Consider the following 17,068-nt stretch of genomic DNA (forward strand, 5'->3'; position numbering starts at 1 on the left):
GATAGGCTCGGGCCATGACAGCTGGCGCCGACACCGAGCCGGGCGCTGCCGATCGTGAACCGGACCGTCTGAACGTCCGATGGCTGACCGCGGCCCAGCAGCGCGTGTGGCGTACCTATTTGTTGGGCAGCGCCCGGATCACCGAGGTGCTCGACAACGATCTGCGCAGCCACGGCCTGGATCTGGGCGAGTACCAGATCCTCATGTGTCTGGAGGAGGCACCGGACCGGTCACTGCGGATGTCACAGCTGGCCGAACGGGTGCATCAGTCCCGGTCCCGACTCACCCACGCCATTTCCCGTCTGGAAGGGCGCGGCCTGGTCTCACGGCAGCGCTCCCAACGCGATGGCCGCGGTGTGTACGCCACGCTGACCCCTGACGGTTTCGCCCTGCTCGAGAAGGCTGCCCCCAGCCACGTCGAAGCAGTGCGCCGCATCTTTGTCGAATCCGTTGCCCCCGAGGATTTCTCTGCCCTGGGCCGAGCCTTCGACGACGTCCTGAACGTGGAGGAACAGCTGTGACGACGACCGCGCCCCATCCCGGCACTGCCTCCGGCATCGCTGCACTGGCGCGGGACTTGCCCGAGCTGGACACCTCCACGCTGGGGCGCGGCCTCTACAGCAGTGACTCCTCCATCTATCGCGTGGTCCCGCAGGCCGTGCTGCGCCCCCGCAGCCGGGAAGACCTGATCGCCGCGGTCCGAGCCGGGCTGGCGGCCGGCATACCGATCACCGTCCGCGGCGCCGGCACCTCCTGCGCCGGCAACGCGGTCGGCACCGGCTTGGTGCTGGACGTACGCCAACACCTGCGCACCATCCACAGCATCGACCCGCAGACCCGCACCGCCGTCGTCGATCCGGGTGTCGTCCAGTCCGAACTGCAGCGGGCAGCCGCCCCCTACGGGCTGCGCTTCGGGCCCGATCCCTCCACCGCGACCCGCTGCACCATCGGCGGGATGATCGGCAACAACGCCTGCGGTCCCCGCGCGATGGGTTATGGCCGCAGCGCCGACAATGTGGTCGCACTCGAGATCATCGACGGCACCGGCAACCTGGTCACGGTGCGCAACCCGCAGGCGGGTGAGGTGATCGAGGATCCACTCACCAGCGACCTGCGTGCCCTGGTGGGGACGCAAGCCGACGTGGTGCGCCGAGAGTTCGGCACCTTCGGTCGTCAGGTGTCGGGCTACAGCCTGGAGCACTTGCTGCCGGAGTCCTTCCAGCCAGCCTCCTTCTTCGCCGGCACCGAGGGCACCTTGGGCGTCATCGTGAGCGCGACCGTACGTCTGGTGCCCGACCCGGAGCACCGCCGGATGATCGCGTTGGGTTATCCGAGCATGCCCGATGCCGCCGACGCCGTGCCGGCGCTGCGGGCGTACGGGCTGACCGCCTGTGAGGGCCTGGACCGGCGCATCGTCGAGGTGGTCCGGCGTCGCCGTGGCGAGTCCGCGGTGCCGCCGCTGCCCCGCGGTGACGGCTGGATCTTCGTCGAGGTCGCCGGCAACGACCTGGCCGATGTCGACGCCCGCGCCGCAGCCGTGTTGGATCACTCGGGGGCCCTGGACGGCTGGGTCGTCACCGACGAGGCCCACGTGAGCCGGCTGTGGAAGATCCGGTCCGACGGCGCCGGCTTGGCCGGAGTCAGCCTGAGCCGCCCGGCGTACGCCGGCTGGGAGGACGCAGCGGTGCCGCCGGAGCGCCTCGGCGACTATCTGCGTGCCTTCGATCAGTTGCTGGAACAGCACGGCCTGGCCGGGCTGCCGTACGGCCACTTCGGCGATGGCTGCATCCACTGCCGCATCGATTTCGACCTGGACCAGCCCGGCGGACCGCAGCGATACGCCGCCTTCGTCACCGCGGCGGCTGACGTGGTCGCCAGCTTCGGCGGGTCGATGTCGGGCGAGCACGGCGACGGCCGGGCCCGGTCGGCTCTGCTGCCGGCGATGTACTCCCCCGCCGCGCTGGCGTTGATGGCCGACGTGAAGCGCCGATGCGACCCCGACAACCTGCTCAACCCCGGCGTTCTGGTGGGACCTCAGCCCGGCGTGCCGGTGCGGCCCGTGGAGGCCGACATCCGCGTCGCCAGCCTGCCCGATCTGCCGCTGGTGTCCGGCACGCTGGCCGCCGAGGTGCACCGCTGCACCGGCGTCGGGGCCTGCCTGACGGCCTCGGGCGGGATCATGTGTCCCAGTTATCGGGCCACCGGGGATGAGAAGGACTCCACCCGCGGCCGCGCGCGGATCCTGCAGGAGCTCGTCAACGGCAGCCTGGTGACCCGGCCCGATGCCGCCGAGGTGCACGACGCTCTGGACCTGTGCCTGTCCTGCAAGGGCTGCTCACGGGACTGCCCCACCGGCGTGGACATGGCCAGCTACAAGTCGATCGTGACTGACCAGGCCTGGGCCGGCAAAGTCCGGCCCCTCAACCACTACGCGCTCGGCTGGCTGCCGCGCTGGACCCGGATGATGGGCCAGGTGCCCGGACTGGCCCGGTTCGCGAACGCTGCCCTGCGGCTGCCGGTGCTCGGCAAGCTGGGCGCCCGAGTCGCCGGGGTGGACACCCGCCGGAAGCTGCCGAGCTTCGCGGCCCAGCCCGCGAGTCGTCGGCTGCGCCGCACGGATGCGCCGGCCGACGGCGTACCGGTGGTGTTGTGGGTGGATTCCTTCACCGAGGGCATGGCCGGCGCGGGTTCCCTCGAGGCGATCGTGGCGGTGCTGTCGGCCGCCGGATTTGCTCCGCGGCTGCTGGAGCGCAACGCCTGCTGTGGGCTGACCTGGATCTCGACGGGGCAACGCGAGGGCGCCCGGCGCCAGCTGCGGTCGGCCCTCGACGTGCTGCACCCGGTGGTCGCCGACGGGGTGCCGGTGGTCGGGGTCGAACCGTCCTGCCTGGCCGTGTGGCGGTCGGATGCCGCCGAACTGTTGCCTGAGGACCCGCGGGTGGCCGAGGTCGCCGCTGGCGTCCACACATTGGCAGAGGTGCTGGCACGCGCCGAGGAGTGGACCGGCCGAGCGTGGCAACCGCCGCAGCTGACCGGCGTACGCATCGTGGCCCAGCCGCACTGCCACCACGCGTCGGTGCTGGGGTGGGAGACGGATGCGGCGTTGCTGCGGGGCGCCGGGGCCGAGGTCGAGATCGTCGAGGGCTGTTGCGGGCTGGCCGGCAACTTCGGGGTCGAGGCCGGCCATGCCGAGCTCTCCAAGAAGGTCTTCGACCATGATCTCGGGCCGGCGGTCGCGAAAGCGGCTCCGGACACCGTGATCCTGGCGGACGGATTCTCGTGCCGCCATCAGCTCAGCGAGTATTCCGACCGTACGGCGGCCAGCCTGGCTGAGTTGTTGGCCGACCGGATCACAGCAGCAGCAACGCCAACGGCGCGATGATCGCGGCCGACAGTGCCAGCCATTCGAAGGTGGCCTGGGAGACCTTGCCAGTGATGCGGATGCCGATGATGGTGCCGAGCAGCACCACCGGGACCAGGATCGCGACGATGATGAGGTTGTCGGCGGAATAGAGGCCGAGTGCGGCGCTGAACGGCACTTTGGTCACGTTGACGATGAGGAAGTACCAGGCTCCGGTGCCGACGAAGGCGGCCTTGGAGACACCCGCGGCGAGCAGATAGAGCGCCATCACCGGACCCGCCGCGTTGGCGGCCATGGTGGTGAAACCTGCCGCGATGCCTGCGGTGCCGCCGGCCACCCAGCGGCCCAGCTTGCCCTGCTGAGGCAGCGGTTCCTCGTCCTCCGCCTCGACCTTGTGCCGGGCCCGTCGTTTGGCCCGCCACCGCTGCCACAGCTGCAGCGCGACGCAGACCGCCAGGATCGCGCCGATGCTGCGGCGCAGCACCAGATCGTCGACCGAGTTGAGGAACCAGGCGCCCAGGAACAGCCCGGGCAGCACCCACGGCAGCAGCCGCACCAGCAAACCCCAGTCACAGTCCCGACGAAATCGCGTCAGGGCGACGATGTCGCCGACGATGAGCAGCAACAGGATGGTGGCAGTGGATTCCTTGGTGGGCATCACCAGCGCGAAGCCGGCCACCGCCAGCGAGCCGAAGCCTCCGACCGAGGTCTTCGAGATTCCGATGATGAGGGCGCCTGCCACCAGGACTGCCCAGGTCAGCAACTGATCCATGTTCTCTCTCGTCAGCGACGAAGCGGCAGCCACCGATCGGTGGCTGCCGCTCGCGCAGGTGGTTGCCGCCCGCGTGGCGGCGTACGTCTCAGTCGCGGGTGAGGCGGCGGTGGGTGGCGGCGTGCGGTCGGGCCGCCTCCTCGCCGAGTCGCTCGATCTTGTTCTTCTCGTAGTCGGCGAAGTTGCCCTCGTACCAGAACCAGTTCGCCTGGTCCTGCTCGTTGCCCTCCCAGGCGAGGATGTGGGTCGCGATCCGGTCCAGGAACCAGCGGTCGTGGGAGATCACGACGGCACAGCCGGGGAATTCCAGCAGCGCGTCCTCCAGCGACTGCAGGGTCTCGACGTCCAGGTCGTTGGTCGGCTCATCGAGCAGCAGCACGTTGCCGCCCATCTTGAGGGTCAGCGCCAGGTTGAGGCGGTTGCGCTCACCACCGGACAGCACGCCGGCCGGCTTCTGCTGGTCGGGGCCCTTGAAGCCGAAGGAGGCGACGTACGCCCGCGACGGCATCTCGAAGTTGGCGACCTTGATGAAGTCCAGTCCGTCGGAGACGACCTCCCAGACGTTCTTCTTCGGGTCAATGCCGGAACGGCCCTGGTCCACGTAGGAGAACGACACCGTGTCACCGACCTTGAGCTCGCCACTGTCGGGCTGCTCCTCGCCGACGATCATCTTGAACAGGGTCGACTTGCCGACACCGTTGGGGCCGATGACACCCACGATGCCGGCGCGCGGCAGCGTGAAGCTGAGGTCGTGGATCAGGGTCCGGTCGCCGAAGCCCTTCTTGAGATCGGTCGCCTCCAGCACCACCGACCCGAGTCGGGGGCCGGGTGGGATGTTGATCTCGGAGACGTCGATCTTGCGGTTGCGCTCCGCCTCGGCCGCGAGCTCCTCGTAGCGGGCCAGGCGAGCCTTGTTCTTGGCCTGCCGGGCCTTGGGGCTGGAGCGGACCCACTCGAGCTCGCTCTCGAGAATCTTGGCGCGCTTGGCGTCCTTCTGGCCCTCGATCTGGAGGCGCTTGCGCTTGGTCTCCAGGTAGGTCGAGTAGTTGCCCTCGTAGGGGTGCAGCCGGCCGCGGTCGATCTCACAGATCCACTGGGCGACGTTGTCGAGGAAGTACCGGTCGTGGGTGACGGCCAGGACGGCGCCCGGGTAGTTCTTCAGGTGGCCCTCGAGCCAGTTCACCGACTCGGCGTCCAGGTGGTTGGTGGGCTCGTCGAGCAGCAGCAGGTCGGGCTGGGTCAGCAGCAGCTTGCACAGCGCGACACGACGCCGCTCACCACCGGACAGCACGTCCACGACCGCATCCGGCGGCGGGCAGCGCAGCGCGTCCATCGCCTGCTGGAGCTGGGAGTCGATGTCCCACGCGTTGCGGACGTCCAGTTCGGTCTGCAGCTCGCCCATCTCGGCCATCAGCGCGTCGAAGTCGGCGTCCTCGTTGGCCATCTCCGCCGAGATCTCCTCGAAGCGAGCCAGCATCCGCTTGGTCTCGCCGACCGCCTCCTCGACGTTCTCGAGGACCGTCTTGCCCTCGGTCAGCGGCGGCTCCTGCAGCAGGATGCCGACGGTCTTGCCCTTGCCGAGGTTGGCATCGCCGTTGTTGATGTTCTCGATGCCGGCCATCACCTTGAGCAGGGTGGACTTGCCGGCGCCGTTGGGACCGACGACGCCGATCTTGGCGCCCTCGTAGAAGGACAACGTGACGTTGTCGAGGATGAGCTTCTCCCCGACCGTCTTGCGGACGTTCGCCATGGTGTACACGAATTCAGGCATCAAGACCTCTGCGTTGCTGGGATGAGAGCTGGCGTACGCCGCCAGGAACGGTTGCCAGTATGCCAGCGCCCGCTGCAGGCGGCGAGCCAGCCCAACTCAGGTCAACGGCCGGGTCAGAGGAACCAGACGGCCAGGGCGAGCAACGCGACGTTGAGGACCAGTTCGACCGACTGGAGGATGGGCCGCCGGAGGGCCTTGCCGGTACTTCTGGCGCGCAGCACCGCCGCGACCACCGGCATCACCGCGACCGCGACCAGGAAGCCCCAACCCAACTCGGTGGCGTACTCCCAGGGACCGAATCGCAGTCCCAGCAGCGACACCGTCACCGCTGCCACTGTGGCGGTGACCACCGACATCCAGCTGCGGCCTCGCACGGCCATCACCCAGCCGCCGACCAGGACCAGCAGCGCGAGGACCATGCCGATCGTGTTGACGCCCGCCATCGGGTTCGGGGAGTCAGCCACGGTCGACCTCGGGGCATCGGGAGTGCCGACGAGCAGGCCGATGCCGATCACGTCGGTGGTCCGCTGGGTGTCGGCGACCACGAAGATCACCCGGGAAGTGTTGATGTCGAGGGCAAAGAAGGTACGCGTGCCCCCGGTGCCGCCGTTGTGCCATTGGATGGTGCCCGTCGGCGCCTCGGCGATCATCCAGGCGCTGCCGAGGACCATGTCGCCCTCGTGGCGAGGCTCGTAGGACTCTGACGCGCCAGGCACGTCCCCAGCCATGAGAGCCTCGCCATAGCGGCTCATGTCGGCCATGGTGGTCCAAGTGTGGGCGCCCGCCGGAGCGTAGAAATAGCCGTCCCACTCGGGCGCGGTATGTCCGTTGGTCTGGTGCGGGCGCACCCGCCGCTCCGGCAGCTCCGTGCCGGGTAGGTGGAAGGTGGTCGCGTTCATCCCCAGCGGTTCGAGGAACTGTTCGGTCACCATGGTCGGCCAGTCCGGGGCGCCGAAGTGGGCGGTCAGGGCGTGGCCCAACAGCGAAGCGCCGAGGTTGGAATAGACGTGGGTCCCCTGCTCAGCGAGCTCGACCTGCTTGACCTCTTCGAGCCCCTCGGCCACAGGACGGTCGCCAAAAACGTCGTCGTTGGTCCACACGCCCGTGGATGCCTCAAGGACGTCGGAAGGCAGCAGCGGCGGCAGTCCCGAGGTGTGCGTGGCGAGCTGCTCCAGCGTCACTTCCCCCGCCGGCGTACCTGAGAGCTCCGGCAGCAGTTCCTGCACCGGCTGGTCCCACTCCAGATCGCGAGCATCCACCTCGCGCGCCAGCAGGATCCCGTTGAAGGTCTTGGTGACCGAACCGAGCTCGATGGGGTCGTCGGGGCCGATCGGAGCCCCGGTCGAGGACGTGCCCAGCCCGGCGTAGCGGGTGGTGCCGTGGTCGTACTCCATCACCCCGAGCGCGCGGTAGCCCGCATCGGACCCGAGCCGGTCCTGGCTGCGCGCGATCAGGTCGGGATCGCCGGTGGTGGTGTCATCGAGGGAGGCTCGCGGCCCGAAACCGAACTGGGCCGCGGCGCCGACCAGCAGGGCAATCACCACGGTGAGGATCCACTTCCCGCGGAAGTCGAGGTACTTTTTCGTTGCGTCGGCGGACTGGTTCGCTGCTTGGTTCATGGGAGTTTGCTCCTTGGGCGGGTGCGTGCGGGGTCAGCTCGAGGGCAGTGCGATGGTGAGGACGACGGCCAGGGGGACTGCTCGGGCGGGCGGGATCGCGTAGCGCCCGCGGCCTTGGTGCTCCACCCAGCCGGCCGCGATGAGGATGCGGAGGTGGTGGTGCAGCTGACCGGTGCTGCCCAGTGCTTCGTCGGCGGCCAACCCTGCGGTGGTGTCGGTGCCGGCCATGATCAGCCGCAGCAGCTCCAGACGTACGGGGTTGGCCAACGCATCCAACCGGTCGGCCGCCAGCCGCCAGTCCTGGTCGGTCAGCCAGTCCTGAGTACGCGCCCAACTCCAGCCGACTGGGCCGCGCTGGGTGGTGAGGGCGCCGAAGAAGCCGATCGCATCGCGACCCCCGAGCTGGTCGGCCAACTGGTGGGCCAGCTCGCTGCTGGTCGGCAGCCCCTCGGATGGGTCGGCTGTCGCTGCGACCTGCGAGGCGGCTGCGGCCTCCAATGCCGCCACCCGCGCCTCGAGTGCCGCGAGTCTGTCATCACTCATGGTTCGATGATACGCACTTCCGAACTTTCGTACCATCCGGGTCACCGAGAGCCGCTCTAAGGTGGGACTCGTGGCAATCCTCATCGATCCGGCGGTCTGGCCCGCGCACGGCACCACGTGGGCCCATCTGGTCTCCGATGTCTCCTTCGATGAACTGCATGCCTTCGCCGATCGCGCCGGACTCCCCCGCCGCTCCTTCGACCGGGACCACTACGACGTGCCGTCCGATCGATGGACGGAGATGGTCGAGTTGGGTGCCCAACCGGTACGCGCGCGGGTGCTGGTGAAACGAGTCATCGCGGCCGGGCTGCGACGGCGCAAACACGAGGTCTGACACCTACCCGATGGCCCTATGGTGGCGGCATGAAGGTGCTGCTCATTCGCCACGCTGAATCCGCCAACAACCGTTCCATGCAGTCCTCGGGCTCCTCGGCGCCGTCGGCCGAACAGGCGCGTCGCGCCGCCGGGGGCCGGGTCGCCGACCCCGGCATCACCGAGCTCGGTCACCAGCAGGCCGCCGCCCTGGGCCGTTGGCTGGGCAGTGAGGAGCCTCGGCCGAGCCGCCTCTTCAGTTCGCTGATGACGCGCGCCATCGAAACCTCCCGCCCGGTCGCCGAGGCCCTGGACCTGCCGATCGAGGGACGCGACGACCTCTACGAGTGCGTCGGCCCCTACGAGGGCAGCTACGGCAACGCGACACTGCATCCCGGCAGTCCTCGCGAGCAACTGCAGGCGCTCACCCCGCGGCTGCAGCTGCCCGAGTCTGTCACCGACGAGGGGTGGTGGCGTGGCCCCATCGAAGACGCCGCCGGGGCGATGCAGCGGGCGCTGCGGATCGCCGACTGGCTGACAGGCTTGGACGAGGAGTGCGTGGCGATCGTCTGCCATGCCGCGATCAGTTCGATGATCCTCAGCGCGCTGATCGACCCGGATCGGCTCCGAGCCATGAGCGAACAGGACGACCCGGGCGCCCACGACCTGCCGGTCTGGTTTCCCCTGGACAACACCTCGATCAGCTGCGTCGAGCTCAACCCCGGCGAGCAGACCTTCGTGGACTGGGTGAACCGCATCGACCACCTGCGCGAGGTCGCCGACCATCAGCCCTCCAAGGTCAACTTCCCGTTCCCGCCCTCGCGGGCGCGAGCCAACGACAACCTGATGCGCTGAGCCGAGAGTCTTGGTGCGCGTGACTCAGACTCCCGTGGAGTCCAGGTCGGCCAGCCAGCGGTCGATGAGCCGGCGCGACCGGCGCAAGGCTGCCTGACGGCGGGCGATCCCGGCGCGCAGTTGCTTCAGTTGGTCGCGGGCACGGGACACCAGCACGTCTGGGCTGTCAGGGACGGCTGGGTCCGCGCGGGACTTCACGGCGATGAGCGCGCGGACATCGGCCATCGAGAAACCGGCCTCGCGCATGGTGTGGACGACGTGGAGCGCGTCCATGTCGCGCTGCGCAAAGCTGCGCCGCCCCGCGTCGTCACGAGCAGGGTCGACCAGCCCCTCGGCCTCGTAGTAGCGGACCGCTTCGACGCTCACTCCCAGGTGCCGCGCGACGGCGCCGATGGCCAGCGGAGCACCGCAGTCGTGGTCCTCGTCATCGGGATCAGGCACGGTCTCGAGTATGCCCTCCGGGCCACCCGCGCCGGTCACGGTTGCTGGTGCCCCACGACCCACACGACGCCGATGGCCACCGCCACCGCCCCGCGAACGGCGTGGTGCAGCAACACATTGGAGTGTTCGACCAGGGCACCGAAAACGATCGGCGCAATCGAGGCCAGCACCAGTCCGGCGATGACCAGCGCCGTACGCTGACTGATCCCGCCCCAGACCAGGGCACCGGCAGCACACACGAACAGGATGCACGGCAGGATCCGGGTGGCCAGCCGGCCGGGCGCCTCCACCGTGAAACCAGCTACGGCGAGAAAGGCGTTGAGGAGCGCGTAGAGGAGGACCAGGACAAGTCCGAAGATCGACATGCTCGGAACGCTAGGACCTGAAGTGCACTTCAGGTCAAGAGCGTGATCTTCGGAGCCGGCCTCAGAGATCGCGGGCTGGCTGGGGCCGAGGTCGAATCGGCTGGGCGCCGGCCGGCTCCTCCAGTTCTGGTGCGGCCGCGGGGCCTCCGCGCCGGCGTTCCCGCCAGCGCCGCAACCAGGCACGACCCGGATAGTCGACCGGCCCACCGGGCTCATCGATCGCGATCTCGCGCAGCGACCTGATCTCGAGGAGCAACGCCTTCTCGCGGGTGAGTCCTGCCTGGTCCACGATGCCGCGCACCATCGAGTCGCGCAGGTAGGCGAGTTCGAACATCAGGTACTGCATCCGCCAGGTACCGGCCAGGCGGCGTACAGAGGTCGTGAAGTTGGGCCGGAACAGCAGCCATGCGGCACGCCACCGGGCCGAGAAGATCTTCCACGGGCTCGAGAACATCTTCGGGTCAGTCGGCTTCAGCCAGCCCATCCGGCCGTAATCGACCAGCCGCTCGCGGACCCGGCCAACGTGGCGGATGTAGGCGATCACCAGCAGTCCGATGGTGGCAACCAGGAGCGGCAGCGCCACGATCTTGTACATCAGTTCGGCCGACTCGGAGCCGGCCATGCCGTTCCACAGTGCGTGCAGCAGCACCGCGAACAGGTAGCCGGCGACCGGGGCGAGCACGCGGACCAGCTTGCTGCGGGCACGCAGCGCGACGACCACACCGATCGCGGTCATTGCGGTGAACAACGGGTGGGCGAAGGCGGTGGCGAAACCGCGCAGGAAGATCAGTTCGTCGAGGTAGGTGTTGAGATCGACGCCGGCGCCGGCCTCCTGGTAGCCGACGATCGAGGCGATCATGTTGGTGAAATAAAGCAGGTTCTCGGTGAAGGCGAAGCCGACTGCCGACAGGCCCGCCAGCGGCACGATGTCCATCGCAGTGACGAGCCGGTAGCGCAGGAAGATCAGCAGGACGAAGACCACGGTGGCCTTGGTCAGCTCCTCACCGAAGGGCGCCGAGAAGACCGCGCTGGCCATGTCGCCATAGCCGCCCAAGTTGGTGAGCCGCGAATAGAACCAGTTGTTGATGTGCAGCGCCAACTCGGTCGACACCGAGGCGCCCCAGGCGGTGGCGATGATGAGCGCCGACAGTCGTGCCCGACCGAAGGAGGCGATCAGGAAGAAGATGCCGACCAACACCAGCCAGGTCGGCAGCGCACCGGGCAGCGCCAGATCCCAGATCATGTCGCGGGTGACGGTGACGTCGACGATCTTCTCGGGGCCGAGCACCACCTCCCGGGTGCCCGCCAACCGGTCGATGAAGTAGAACCACAAGGCGGTGCAGCCGGCCACCACCGCCAGCGTGATCCACAGCCACGGGTTGGTCAGGGTGCGCTTCCACCACGGGACCGACAGATCCGGCATCGCCGGAATGCCGTTGCGCCAACGCGCTCTCCGGTTGTCCCCGACCTGCAACATGTCACTCAGCCTAGCGACCTCTCGCGCCCCAGGTAGGAGTCGAACCTACAACCGGCAGATTAGAAGGCTGCTGCTCTATCCATTGAGCTACTGGAGCCGGGCAGGTTGATTCTAACGGTGCCCGAGGCAAACCGGACCACAACCCGACAGCGCTATGGTGCTGACAGTGTCCAGCACCGAACCCCCGATCACCATTCGTCAGCTCGCCGTGACGGCGTACCTGCCGACGATGCTGTCCTCGATCGGCTTCGGTGCGGTGGTGCCACTGATCCCACTGACAGCCACCTCCCTGGGCGCCGGCGTGGAGTTGGCGGCCTTCGTGGTGGCACTGCGTGCCATCGGCCAGCTGTTCGGGGACCTGCCGGCCGGCTGGATCGCCAGCCGGATCGGCGACAAGTACGCCCTGGTGGGCGCCTGCATCCTCGATGCGATCGTGATGGGCGCCGTGGTGCTGGTCCCCAACCTGTGGGTGCTGGCGCTGGCGGTGCTGCTGTCCGGGTTTGCCGGTTCGGTGTTCGGGCTGGCACGACATGCGTACCTCACCGAAGTCGTGCCGGTGCAGTGGCGGGCGCGGGCGATGTCGACGCTGGGCGGAGTGCACCGGGTCGGATTCATGGTTGGCCCGCTGGCCGGCGCCGCCCTGGTGAGCCTGTTCGACCTGAGCGCGGGCTACGTCTTCGCGGCCGCCATGAGCGTGATCGCGGCCATCATCATCATGTTGTTGCCCGACACCTCAGGTCCCCGGGGCGCCGCGGCAACCTCCTCGAGCGCCCCCGATCCGAGCCTGGTCAGCGTGCTGCGGGCCCATTCGAGGGTGTTGGCGACGCTCGGCGTCGGAGTGCTGTCACTGATGCTGATCCGCGGCGCACGGCAGGCGATCGTGCCGCTGTGGGCCGAACACGTTGGTCTCGACGCGGCCCAGACCAGTCTGATCTTTGCCCTGTCCTCCGCGCTGGACGTCGCGCTGTTCTTCCCCGCCGGCATGATCATGGACCGGTTCGGCCGGTTCTGGGTGTGCGTACCGGCCATGATCATCATGGGAGCGGCCTTCGTGGTACTGCCGTTGTCGACCGGCGCCTGGTCGGTGGCCGCCGTGGCCGCCCTGTTGGGCATCGGCAACGGCACCTCCAGCGGCATCGGGATGACGTTGGGGGCTGATTTGTCACCCGAAGTCGGGCGGACCAAGTTCTTGGCCGGGTGGCGTCTGTTCGGCGACTTCGGCTCGACGGTCGGGCCATTGCTGATCTCGGCCATCACCCTGTTTGCGCCGCTGGCAGCAGCCGCGGTGACACTCGGGGTGCTGAGCTGGGCGGGCGCTGCCTGGCTGGGGCGTTTCATCCCCCTCGGTGTCGGGCCGGTCCCGCGGCCGGGCGAGCAACGCACCCGCGGCTGAGTCCTACAGCGGCAGGTTGCGCCGGTGGTCCGAGCCCAACGCCGGGATCGGCTGGTCGTGTTCGCGCATGTACGCCAGCAGCTGCTGCGCCAGGGAGTTGCGATTCACGCGAGTCGTGTCGCGCCACAGCCGGCGCAGCACCGAGTCGCCGGAGGTGTCCTGCCGGCCCGGCTCGAGGCGGCCTGAGGCAAGGAGCACGTCATAGATCGGCTGCAGCTCGGCGTCGCTGAAACGCGAATTCATCAGCAGCAACAGCGGCCGACTCCCGCGTCGTTCCAGGTAGTTGGCGTCGGCACCGGCGGCCAACAGCCGGGCTGCCAGTTCGGCGTCACGGCGCGGATCCGCGTGTCCCCGCCTGCCGCCGAAGGGGTTGTACGCCTCAAACTGGATCAGCAGCGCCACCCTGCCGACGGGCCAGCCGTGGTCCAGCAGCAGGTTGGCCAAGTCGAACCGGGCGGAACTGCCGGGGTTGCGCAGGGCGCCGTGCAGCGCGGAGGTCCAGCCGCTGTCCGGGTCCTGCTCGTGGCTGCGATGGGCCGCCACCAAGGTCGGGATGTCGTACGTGGCCGTGAACCGGTCCAGGCTCATCGACTGGGCGTCACTGCTGGCCTGCATCAGATCGCCAACGATGGTCATTGCCGTTCCCCCTCGCTGTGATTGGCCTGGTTCTGATGGGCCTGGTTCTGATAGGCCTCATCCAGCCGGCTCAGCATCCAGTCCGGCATCCAGTCCGCGCTGCGCGGATGGCGCGCCTGCTCCTCGGCGTACGCGCTCGGGGGCACCTCGGGCTGCCAGGCCGGCTCGTGGTCCCAGTTGAGGCTGACCAAGCTGCCGCCGGTCGGCTTGGACTTGCCGATCCTGAGATTCATCGAAGCGGTGAGCCACGCGCCGACGTTCGGAGCCGCATTGGCTTCCCGGTGTTCTTGCAGGACCCGCTGCATCTCGGTGGGCATGTCGCCGGCCCGGACCTCGCCGTCCGGATTGGTCTGGCGCCACAGGCTCTGAACCTGGTCACCGACGCAGCGCAGCACCGCTACCACGGCCGTTCCCGCGGGCAGGTCGGGCAACGTCTCGGCGACGGCCGCCCCGAGGTGATGACCGCTCAGTGGGTTCAACTCTTCCGTTCCCGCCACGGGCAGGCTCGGATACGACTGGTCGGCCCGGGCGCGCGCGTCCGCCAGGGAGGTCTGCGCCCGCTGCCGCAGCTCGGCGATCACGCCGGGGCCGAGCTTGGTCTCCCGGTCGCCGTCGGTGATGGCCAGCCCGAATCCGGGCTCCACCAGCGACAGCACCAGCGGATCGGTCAACAACTCCCGGCCGGTCAGGCGGCGATGGAAGCTGCCGATGCGCGGGGTGCTCTGCAATTCGGCCTCATCGAGGAAGACGCGGAGGTGGGGCGCCTTCTTGATCGACCGAGTGACGAGACTGCCGGCGCCACCGCCCTGCTTGTTGAGCTTGGTGAGAGGCAGGTGAACGACGCTGGCGCACCACGGCCAGCTCAGCGTGTCGACATCGCCTGCGGCCAGCGCGGCGCGCAGATCGGGATGCAGCATCAAGCCTCCTGAGTGATTGCGAGGAGTCTAGCCAGCGACCGGCCGAGAAAAGGGGTGCGGGCGATAGGGTGCGATGGTGAGCACTACCAAGACTGACCATCTGGTCTGGATCGACTGCGAGATGACCGGCCTCAACCTGGAGACCGACGCTCTGATCGAGGTCGCCGCCCTCGTCACCGACGCCGACCTCAACGTCCTGGGTGAGGGCATCGACGTGGTGATCAAGCCCAGTGACGAAGCGCTCGCCTCGATGGGGGATTTTGTCCGCGACATGCACGTCAAGTCGGGGCTGCTGCCGGAACTGGCATCAGGCATGTCGATGGCCGACGCCGAGGCGGCGGTGCTGGCGTACGTGCGCGAGCATGTGCCCGAGGCGCGCAAGGCGCCGCTGGCCGGCAACACCATCGGCACCGACCGGATGTTTCTGGCCAAGGACATGCCCGAGCTGGAGGGGCACGTGCACTATCGCAACGTCGACGTGTCCTCGCTGAAGGAATTGGCGCGCCGCTGGTTTCCGCGGGTGTACTACAACACCCCCGCCAAGAACGGTAACCACCGGGCGCTGGCCGACATCCAGGAGTCGATCGAGGAGTTGCGCTACTACCGCGAGGCCCTCTTCGTGCTCCCGCCCGGACCCGATTCGGTGACCGCGCGACGCATCGCCCGCAAGGCCCAGGGATCGCTGACCGGAGCCACAGCTCCGGCGGAGCAAACTGAAGTGGCGCAGCCCACCTCCGATTGCTAACATTGGGCGCTGTGCCGCAAGGCACACATGGTGGGTATAGCTCAGTCGGTAGAGCGCCTGGTTGTGGTCCAGGAGGTCGCGGGTTCAAGCCCCGTTACTCACCCCAAGTGGTCCGTCGGCCACCGAGGAGTCAGTGCCATGGATCAGGATGAATTCGGCAACGGATGAGCGTCGGGGAGCCGGCCCCGCCGTCGTCACCAAAAAGGACGTGCCGCCGATGAGCGTGGCGGCCGGCGTGCCCGCCAAAGTCATCCGCCAGGTCGAGAACTGAGGACAGCCCGCGCAGGTGGAGCTGCTGCACTACTCGCTGTCGCTCACCGGGTGAGCAGCAGACCGGCCACGGCCAGGGCCGTGCAGGCGAGCAGCATGCCGGGACCGGCCACCAACGCGGCCAGCCAGCGCTTCGCGTGCAGCAGCCGGATGCTGTTCAGGCTGGCCGTGCTGAACGTGGTGTAACCGCCCAGCACACCGGTCCCCAACGCCGCGCCGAGCGGGTCGGACAGCGCGGCGCCGGCGACCAGGCCCAACGCGAAGGAACCGGTGAGGTTGACTGCGACGGTGCCCCACGGGAATCGCTCGCGGACTCGGGCCGGGATGCTCTGGTCGACCGTGAAGCGCAATGCGGCGCCGATCCCACCCCCGACGGCGATCAGCAGGACCCCCAGCAACTCACTCATGGCGAGTTCCGGTCCGGCTCCCGACCAGGATGCCCAGCCAGGTCGCAGCTCCGCCCACCACCACGGTCCCCAGCCCGTACGCCAGCGCCGCTCCGATCTGCTGATCCAGGACCAACTCGGCCACGTCGGTCGCGAGCAGACTGTAGGTCGTGTAGCCACCAAGCAGACCGACGCCCAGGAGCAGGCGTACACCCCGGCGTCGGCTGTCCTCGGGGCCGTGCCCCGCCAGGTGCTGCACCAGCCAGGCCAACAGGAAGGCGCCGGTCACGTTGGCGAGCAGCACCCCCAGCGGCAGCCAGCCAATCGCCGGCACCAGGTGACCGAGGCCGTAGCGGGCCAGCGTGCCGACCGATCCCCCAGCCGCGACCAGGCCGATGTCGCGCGGGTGCACAACCGGCTGGGCGGGCAACTGGAGTCGGGACACGACAGGCACACTAGCCCCATGAGCACACTCGAAGTCCTGCCGGATCAGTCGTGGCGTCGCGTGCTGTGTGTGGTGGCCCATCCTGACGACATGGAGTACGGCGCCTCTGCCGCTGTCGCCACCTGGACCGATCGCGGCATCGAGGTCGGCTACCTGCTCCTCACCAGCGGCGAGGCCGGCATGCAACGCGACCCTGCCGAGGTCGGTCCGCTGCGGGCTGCCGAACAGCGGGCTGCCTGCGACACCGTCGGCGTGACATCGCTGACCATCCTTGACCATCCCGACGGGATGCTGGTGCCCGGCCTGGAACTGCGCCGAGACATCGCCCGAGAGGTACGCCGCTTCAAGCCCGATGCCGTGATCACGGCCAATTTCGACCTGGAGGCGTACGGCGGCTTCAACCAGGCCGACCATCGCGCCGCCGGGCTGGCCGCGGTCGACGGGGTCCGAGATGCCGACAACCCCTGGGTGTTCCGCGAACTCGCCGAGACCGAGGGGCTGCCGAAGTGGCACACCCGATGGATCCTCATCGCCGGCCATCCCGACGCGACCCACGGCGTACCGGTCGACGAGGATGCGGTGGCCAAGTCCGTCGCCTCACTGCAGTGCCATCAGGCCTATCTGGCTGACCTGCCCGGGCATCCTGACCCGGCCGAGTTCATCCCCGAGATCCTTGCCGACGGTGGGAACGCGATGGGCGCCGACCATGCCGTGCTCTTCCAGGCCCACGACTTGGGCCCGGGCCTCAACGGCTGAGCGC

19 protein-coding genes and 2 tRNA genes are annotated in these 17,068 nt (G+C 68.7%); 9 read left to right on the forward strand and 12 right to left on the reverse strand.

Annotation, left to right across the window (positions count from 1 at the left end; translation table 11 throughout):
• The first annotated feature begins 14 nt into the window (after window positions 1-14).
• Both CGZ91_RS00990 and CGZ91_RS00995 read left to right on the forward strand, forming a co-directional pair.
• A complete protein-coding gene (locus CGZ91_RS00990) occupies window positions 15-521 on the forward strand; it encodes a MarR family winged helix-turn-helix transcriptional regulator (RefSeq protein WP_094450485.1) in 507 nt (168 codons plus the stop codon).
• Entirely contained in the window at window positions 518-3,382 is a 2,865-nt protein-coding gene (locus tag CGZ91_RS00995) for an FAD-binding and (Fe-S)-binding domain-containing protein (protein WP_229116345.1), read from the forward strand. The genes CGZ91_RS00990 and CGZ91_RS00995 overlap by 4 nt, the downstream gene beginning before the upstream one ends.
• Here the strand turns inward: CGZ91_RS00995 and CGZ91_RS01000 are convergent.
• The 4 genes from CGZ91_RS01000 to CGZ91_RS01015 form a co-directional block, all read right to left on the reverse strand.
• Entirely contained in the window at window positions 3,351-4,133 is a 783-nt protein-coding gene (locus CGZ91_RS01000) for a sulfite exporter TauE/SafE family protein (RefSeq protein ID WP_094450486.1), read from the reverse strand. The genes CGZ91_RS00995 and CGZ91_RS01000 overlap by 32 nt on opposite strands.
• An 88-nt stretch (window positions 4,134-4,221) precedes the next feature.
• The gene (ettA, locus tag CGZ91_RS01005) at window positions 4,222-5,904 is read right to left on the reverse strand and encodes an energy-dependent translational throttle protein EttA (protein ID WP_094450487.1); all 1,683 of its coding nucleotides are present in this window, start codon (window positions 5,902-5,904) and stop codon (window positions 4,222-4,224) included.
• Between the two features lie 113 nt (window positions 5,905-6,017).
• Window positions 6,018-7,523, reverse strand: a complete 1,506-nt coding sequence (locus tag CGZ91_RS01010) for a serine hydrolase domain-containing protein (RefSeq protein ID WP_094452133.1) — start codon at window positions 7,521-7,523, stop codon at window positions 6,018-6,020.
• A gap of 33 nt (window positions 7,524-7,556) precedes the next feature.
• Complete coding sequence (locus CGZ91_RS01015) at window positions 7,557-8,066, reverse strand: winged helix-turn-helix domain-containing protein (protein ID WP_094452134.1); 510 nt, start codon at window positions 8,064-8,066, stop codon at window positions 7,557-7,559.
• A 70-nt stretch (window positions 8,067-8,136) separates the two neighbouring features.
• Between CGZ91_RS01015 and CGZ91_RS01020 the strand changes: the two genes are divergently transcribed.
• Window positions 8,137-8,400, forward strand: a complete 264-nt coding sequence (locus CGZ91_RS01020) for a DUF4031 domain-containing protein (RefSeq protein WP_094452135.1) — start codon at window positions 8,137-8,139, stop codon at window positions 8,398-8,400.
• A 29-nt stretch (window positions 8,401-8,429) separates the two neighbouring features.
• Window positions 8,430-9,233 carry a histidine phosphatase family protein gene (locus tag CGZ91_RS01025; RefSeq protein ID WP_094452136.1) on the forward strand — a complete coding sequence of 268 codons (804 nt, stop codon included), beginning with the start codon at window positions 8,430-8,432 and terminating at the stop codon, window positions 9,231-9,233.
• Window positions 9,234-9,257: 24 nt separating this feature from the next.
• Here CGZ91_RS01025 and CGZ91_RS14165 read toward each other — a convergent pair whose 3' ends face one another.
• The 4 genes from CGZ91_RS14165 to CGZ91_RS01040 form a co-directional block, all read right to left on the reverse strand.
• Complete coding sequence (locus CGZ91_RS14165) at window positions 9,258-9,674, reverse strand: MerR family transcriptional regulator (RefSeq protein ID WP_179229157.1); 417 nt, start codon at window positions 9,672-9,674, stop codon at window positions 9,258-9,260.
• 35 nt (window positions 9,675-9,709) lie between these two features.
• Entirely contained in the window at window positions 9,710-10,039 is a 330-nt protein-coding gene (locus CGZ91_RS14170; RefSeq protein WP_179229158.1) for a hypothetical protein, read from the reverse strand.
• A 61-nt stretch (window positions 10,040-10,100) separates the two neighbouring features.
• Complete coding sequence (locus CGZ91_RS01035) at window positions 10,101-11,516, reverse strand: PrsW family intramembrane metalloprotease (RefSeq protein ID WP_094452138.1); 1,416 nt, start codon at window positions 11,514-11,516, stop codon at window positions 10,101-10,103.
• Between the two features lie 24 nt (window positions 11,517-11,540).
• A tRNA-Arg gene (locus tag CGZ91_RS01040) sits at window positions 11,541-11,613 on the reverse strand.
• A 69-nt stretch (window positions 11,614-11,682) separates the two neighbouring features.
• On the opposite strand from CGZ91_RS01040, the gene CGZ91_RS01045 reads away from it, so the two are divergent.
• On the forward strand, window positions 11,683-12,909 hold the full coding sequence (locus CGZ91_RS01045; RefSeq protein ID WP_229116346.1) for an MFS transporter: 1,227 nt from the start codon (window positions 11,683-11,685) through the stop codon (window positions 12,907-12,909).
• 3 nt (window positions 12,910-12,912) lie between these two features.
• Here CGZ91_RS01045 and CGZ91_RS01050 read toward each other — a convergent pair whose 3' ends face one another.
• A complete protein-coding gene (locus CGZ91_RS01050; protein WP_094450494.1) occupies window positions 12,913-13,545 on the reverse strand; it encodes a hypothetical protein in 633 nt (210 codons plus the stop codon).
• Window positions 13,542-14,462 carry a hypothetical protein gene (locus tag CGZ91_RS01055; RefSeq protein ID WP_094452140.1) on the reverse strand — a complete coding sequence of 307 codons (921 nt, stop codon included), beginning with the start codon at window positions 14,460-14,462 and terminating at the stop codon, window positions 13,542-13,544. Before CGZ91_RS01055 ends, CGZ91_RS01050 begins: the two co-directional genes overlap by 4 nt.
• A 76-nt stretch (window positions 14,463-14,538) precedes the next feature.
• On the opposite strand from CGZ91_RS01055, the gene orn reads away from it, so the two are divergent.
• The 3 genes from orn (at window position 14,539) to CGZ91_RS14740 (ending at window position 15,478) form a co-directional block, all read left to right on the forward strand.
• Window positions 14,539-15,207: an oligoribonuclease gene (gene orn, locus CGZ91_RS01060; RefSeq protein WP_267490215.1), complete on the forward strand. Its 669-nt coding sequence runs from the start codon at window positions 14,539-14,541 to the stop codon at window positions 15,205-15,207.
• A 30-nt stretch (window positions 15,208-15,237) separates the two neighbouring features.
• Window positions 15,238-15,313: transfer RNA gene (locus CGZ91_RS01065), tRNA-His, on the forward strand.
• 42 nt (window positions 15,314-15,355) lie between these two features.
• On the forward strand, window positions 15,356-15,478 hold the full coding sequence (locus CGZ91_RS14740) for a hypothetical protein (RefSeq protein ID WP_267490216.1): 123 nt from the start codon (window positions 15,356-15,358) through the stop codon (window positions 15,476-15,478).
• A 43-nt stretch (window positions 15,479-15,521) separates the two neighbouring features.
• Here the strand turns inward: CGZ91_RS14740 and CGZ91_RS01070 are convergent, their stop codons facing one another.
• Both CGZ91_RS01070 and CGZ91_RS01075 read right to left on the reverse strand, forming a co-directional pair.
• Window positions 15,522-15,884, reverse strand: coding sequence for a fluoride efflux transporter FluC (locus CGZ91_RS01070; RefSeq protein WP_094452141.1), 363 nt, complete (start codon window positions 15,882-15,884; stop codon window positions 15,522-15,524).
• On the reverse strand, window positions 15,877-16,308 hold the full coding sequence (locus CGZ91_RS01075) for a fluoride efflux transporter FluC (RefSeq protein WP_229116347.1): 432 nt from the start codon (window positions 16,306-16,308) through the stop codon (window positions 15,877-15,879). Before CGZ91_RS01075 ends, CGZ91_RS01070 begins: the two co-directional genes overlap by 8 nt.
• 18 nt (window positions 16,309-16,326) lie before the next feature.
• Between CGZ91_RS01075 and CGZ91_RS01080 the strand changes: the two genes are divergently transcribed.
• A complete protein-coding gene (locus tag CGZ91_RS01080) occupies window positions 16,327-17,064 on the forward strand; it encodes a PIG-L deacetylase family protein (protein WP_094452917.1) in 738 nt (245 codons plus the stop codon).
• Window positions 17,065-17,068 lie beyond the last annotated feature (4 nt).

Origin of the sequence: Parenemella sanctibonifatiensis, from assembly GCF_002250565.1 — a bacterium.
GTDB classification, from domain to species: domain Bacteria; phylum Actinomycetota; class Actinomycetes; order Propionibacteriales; family Propionibacteriaceae; genus Parenemella; species Parenemella sanctibonifatiensis.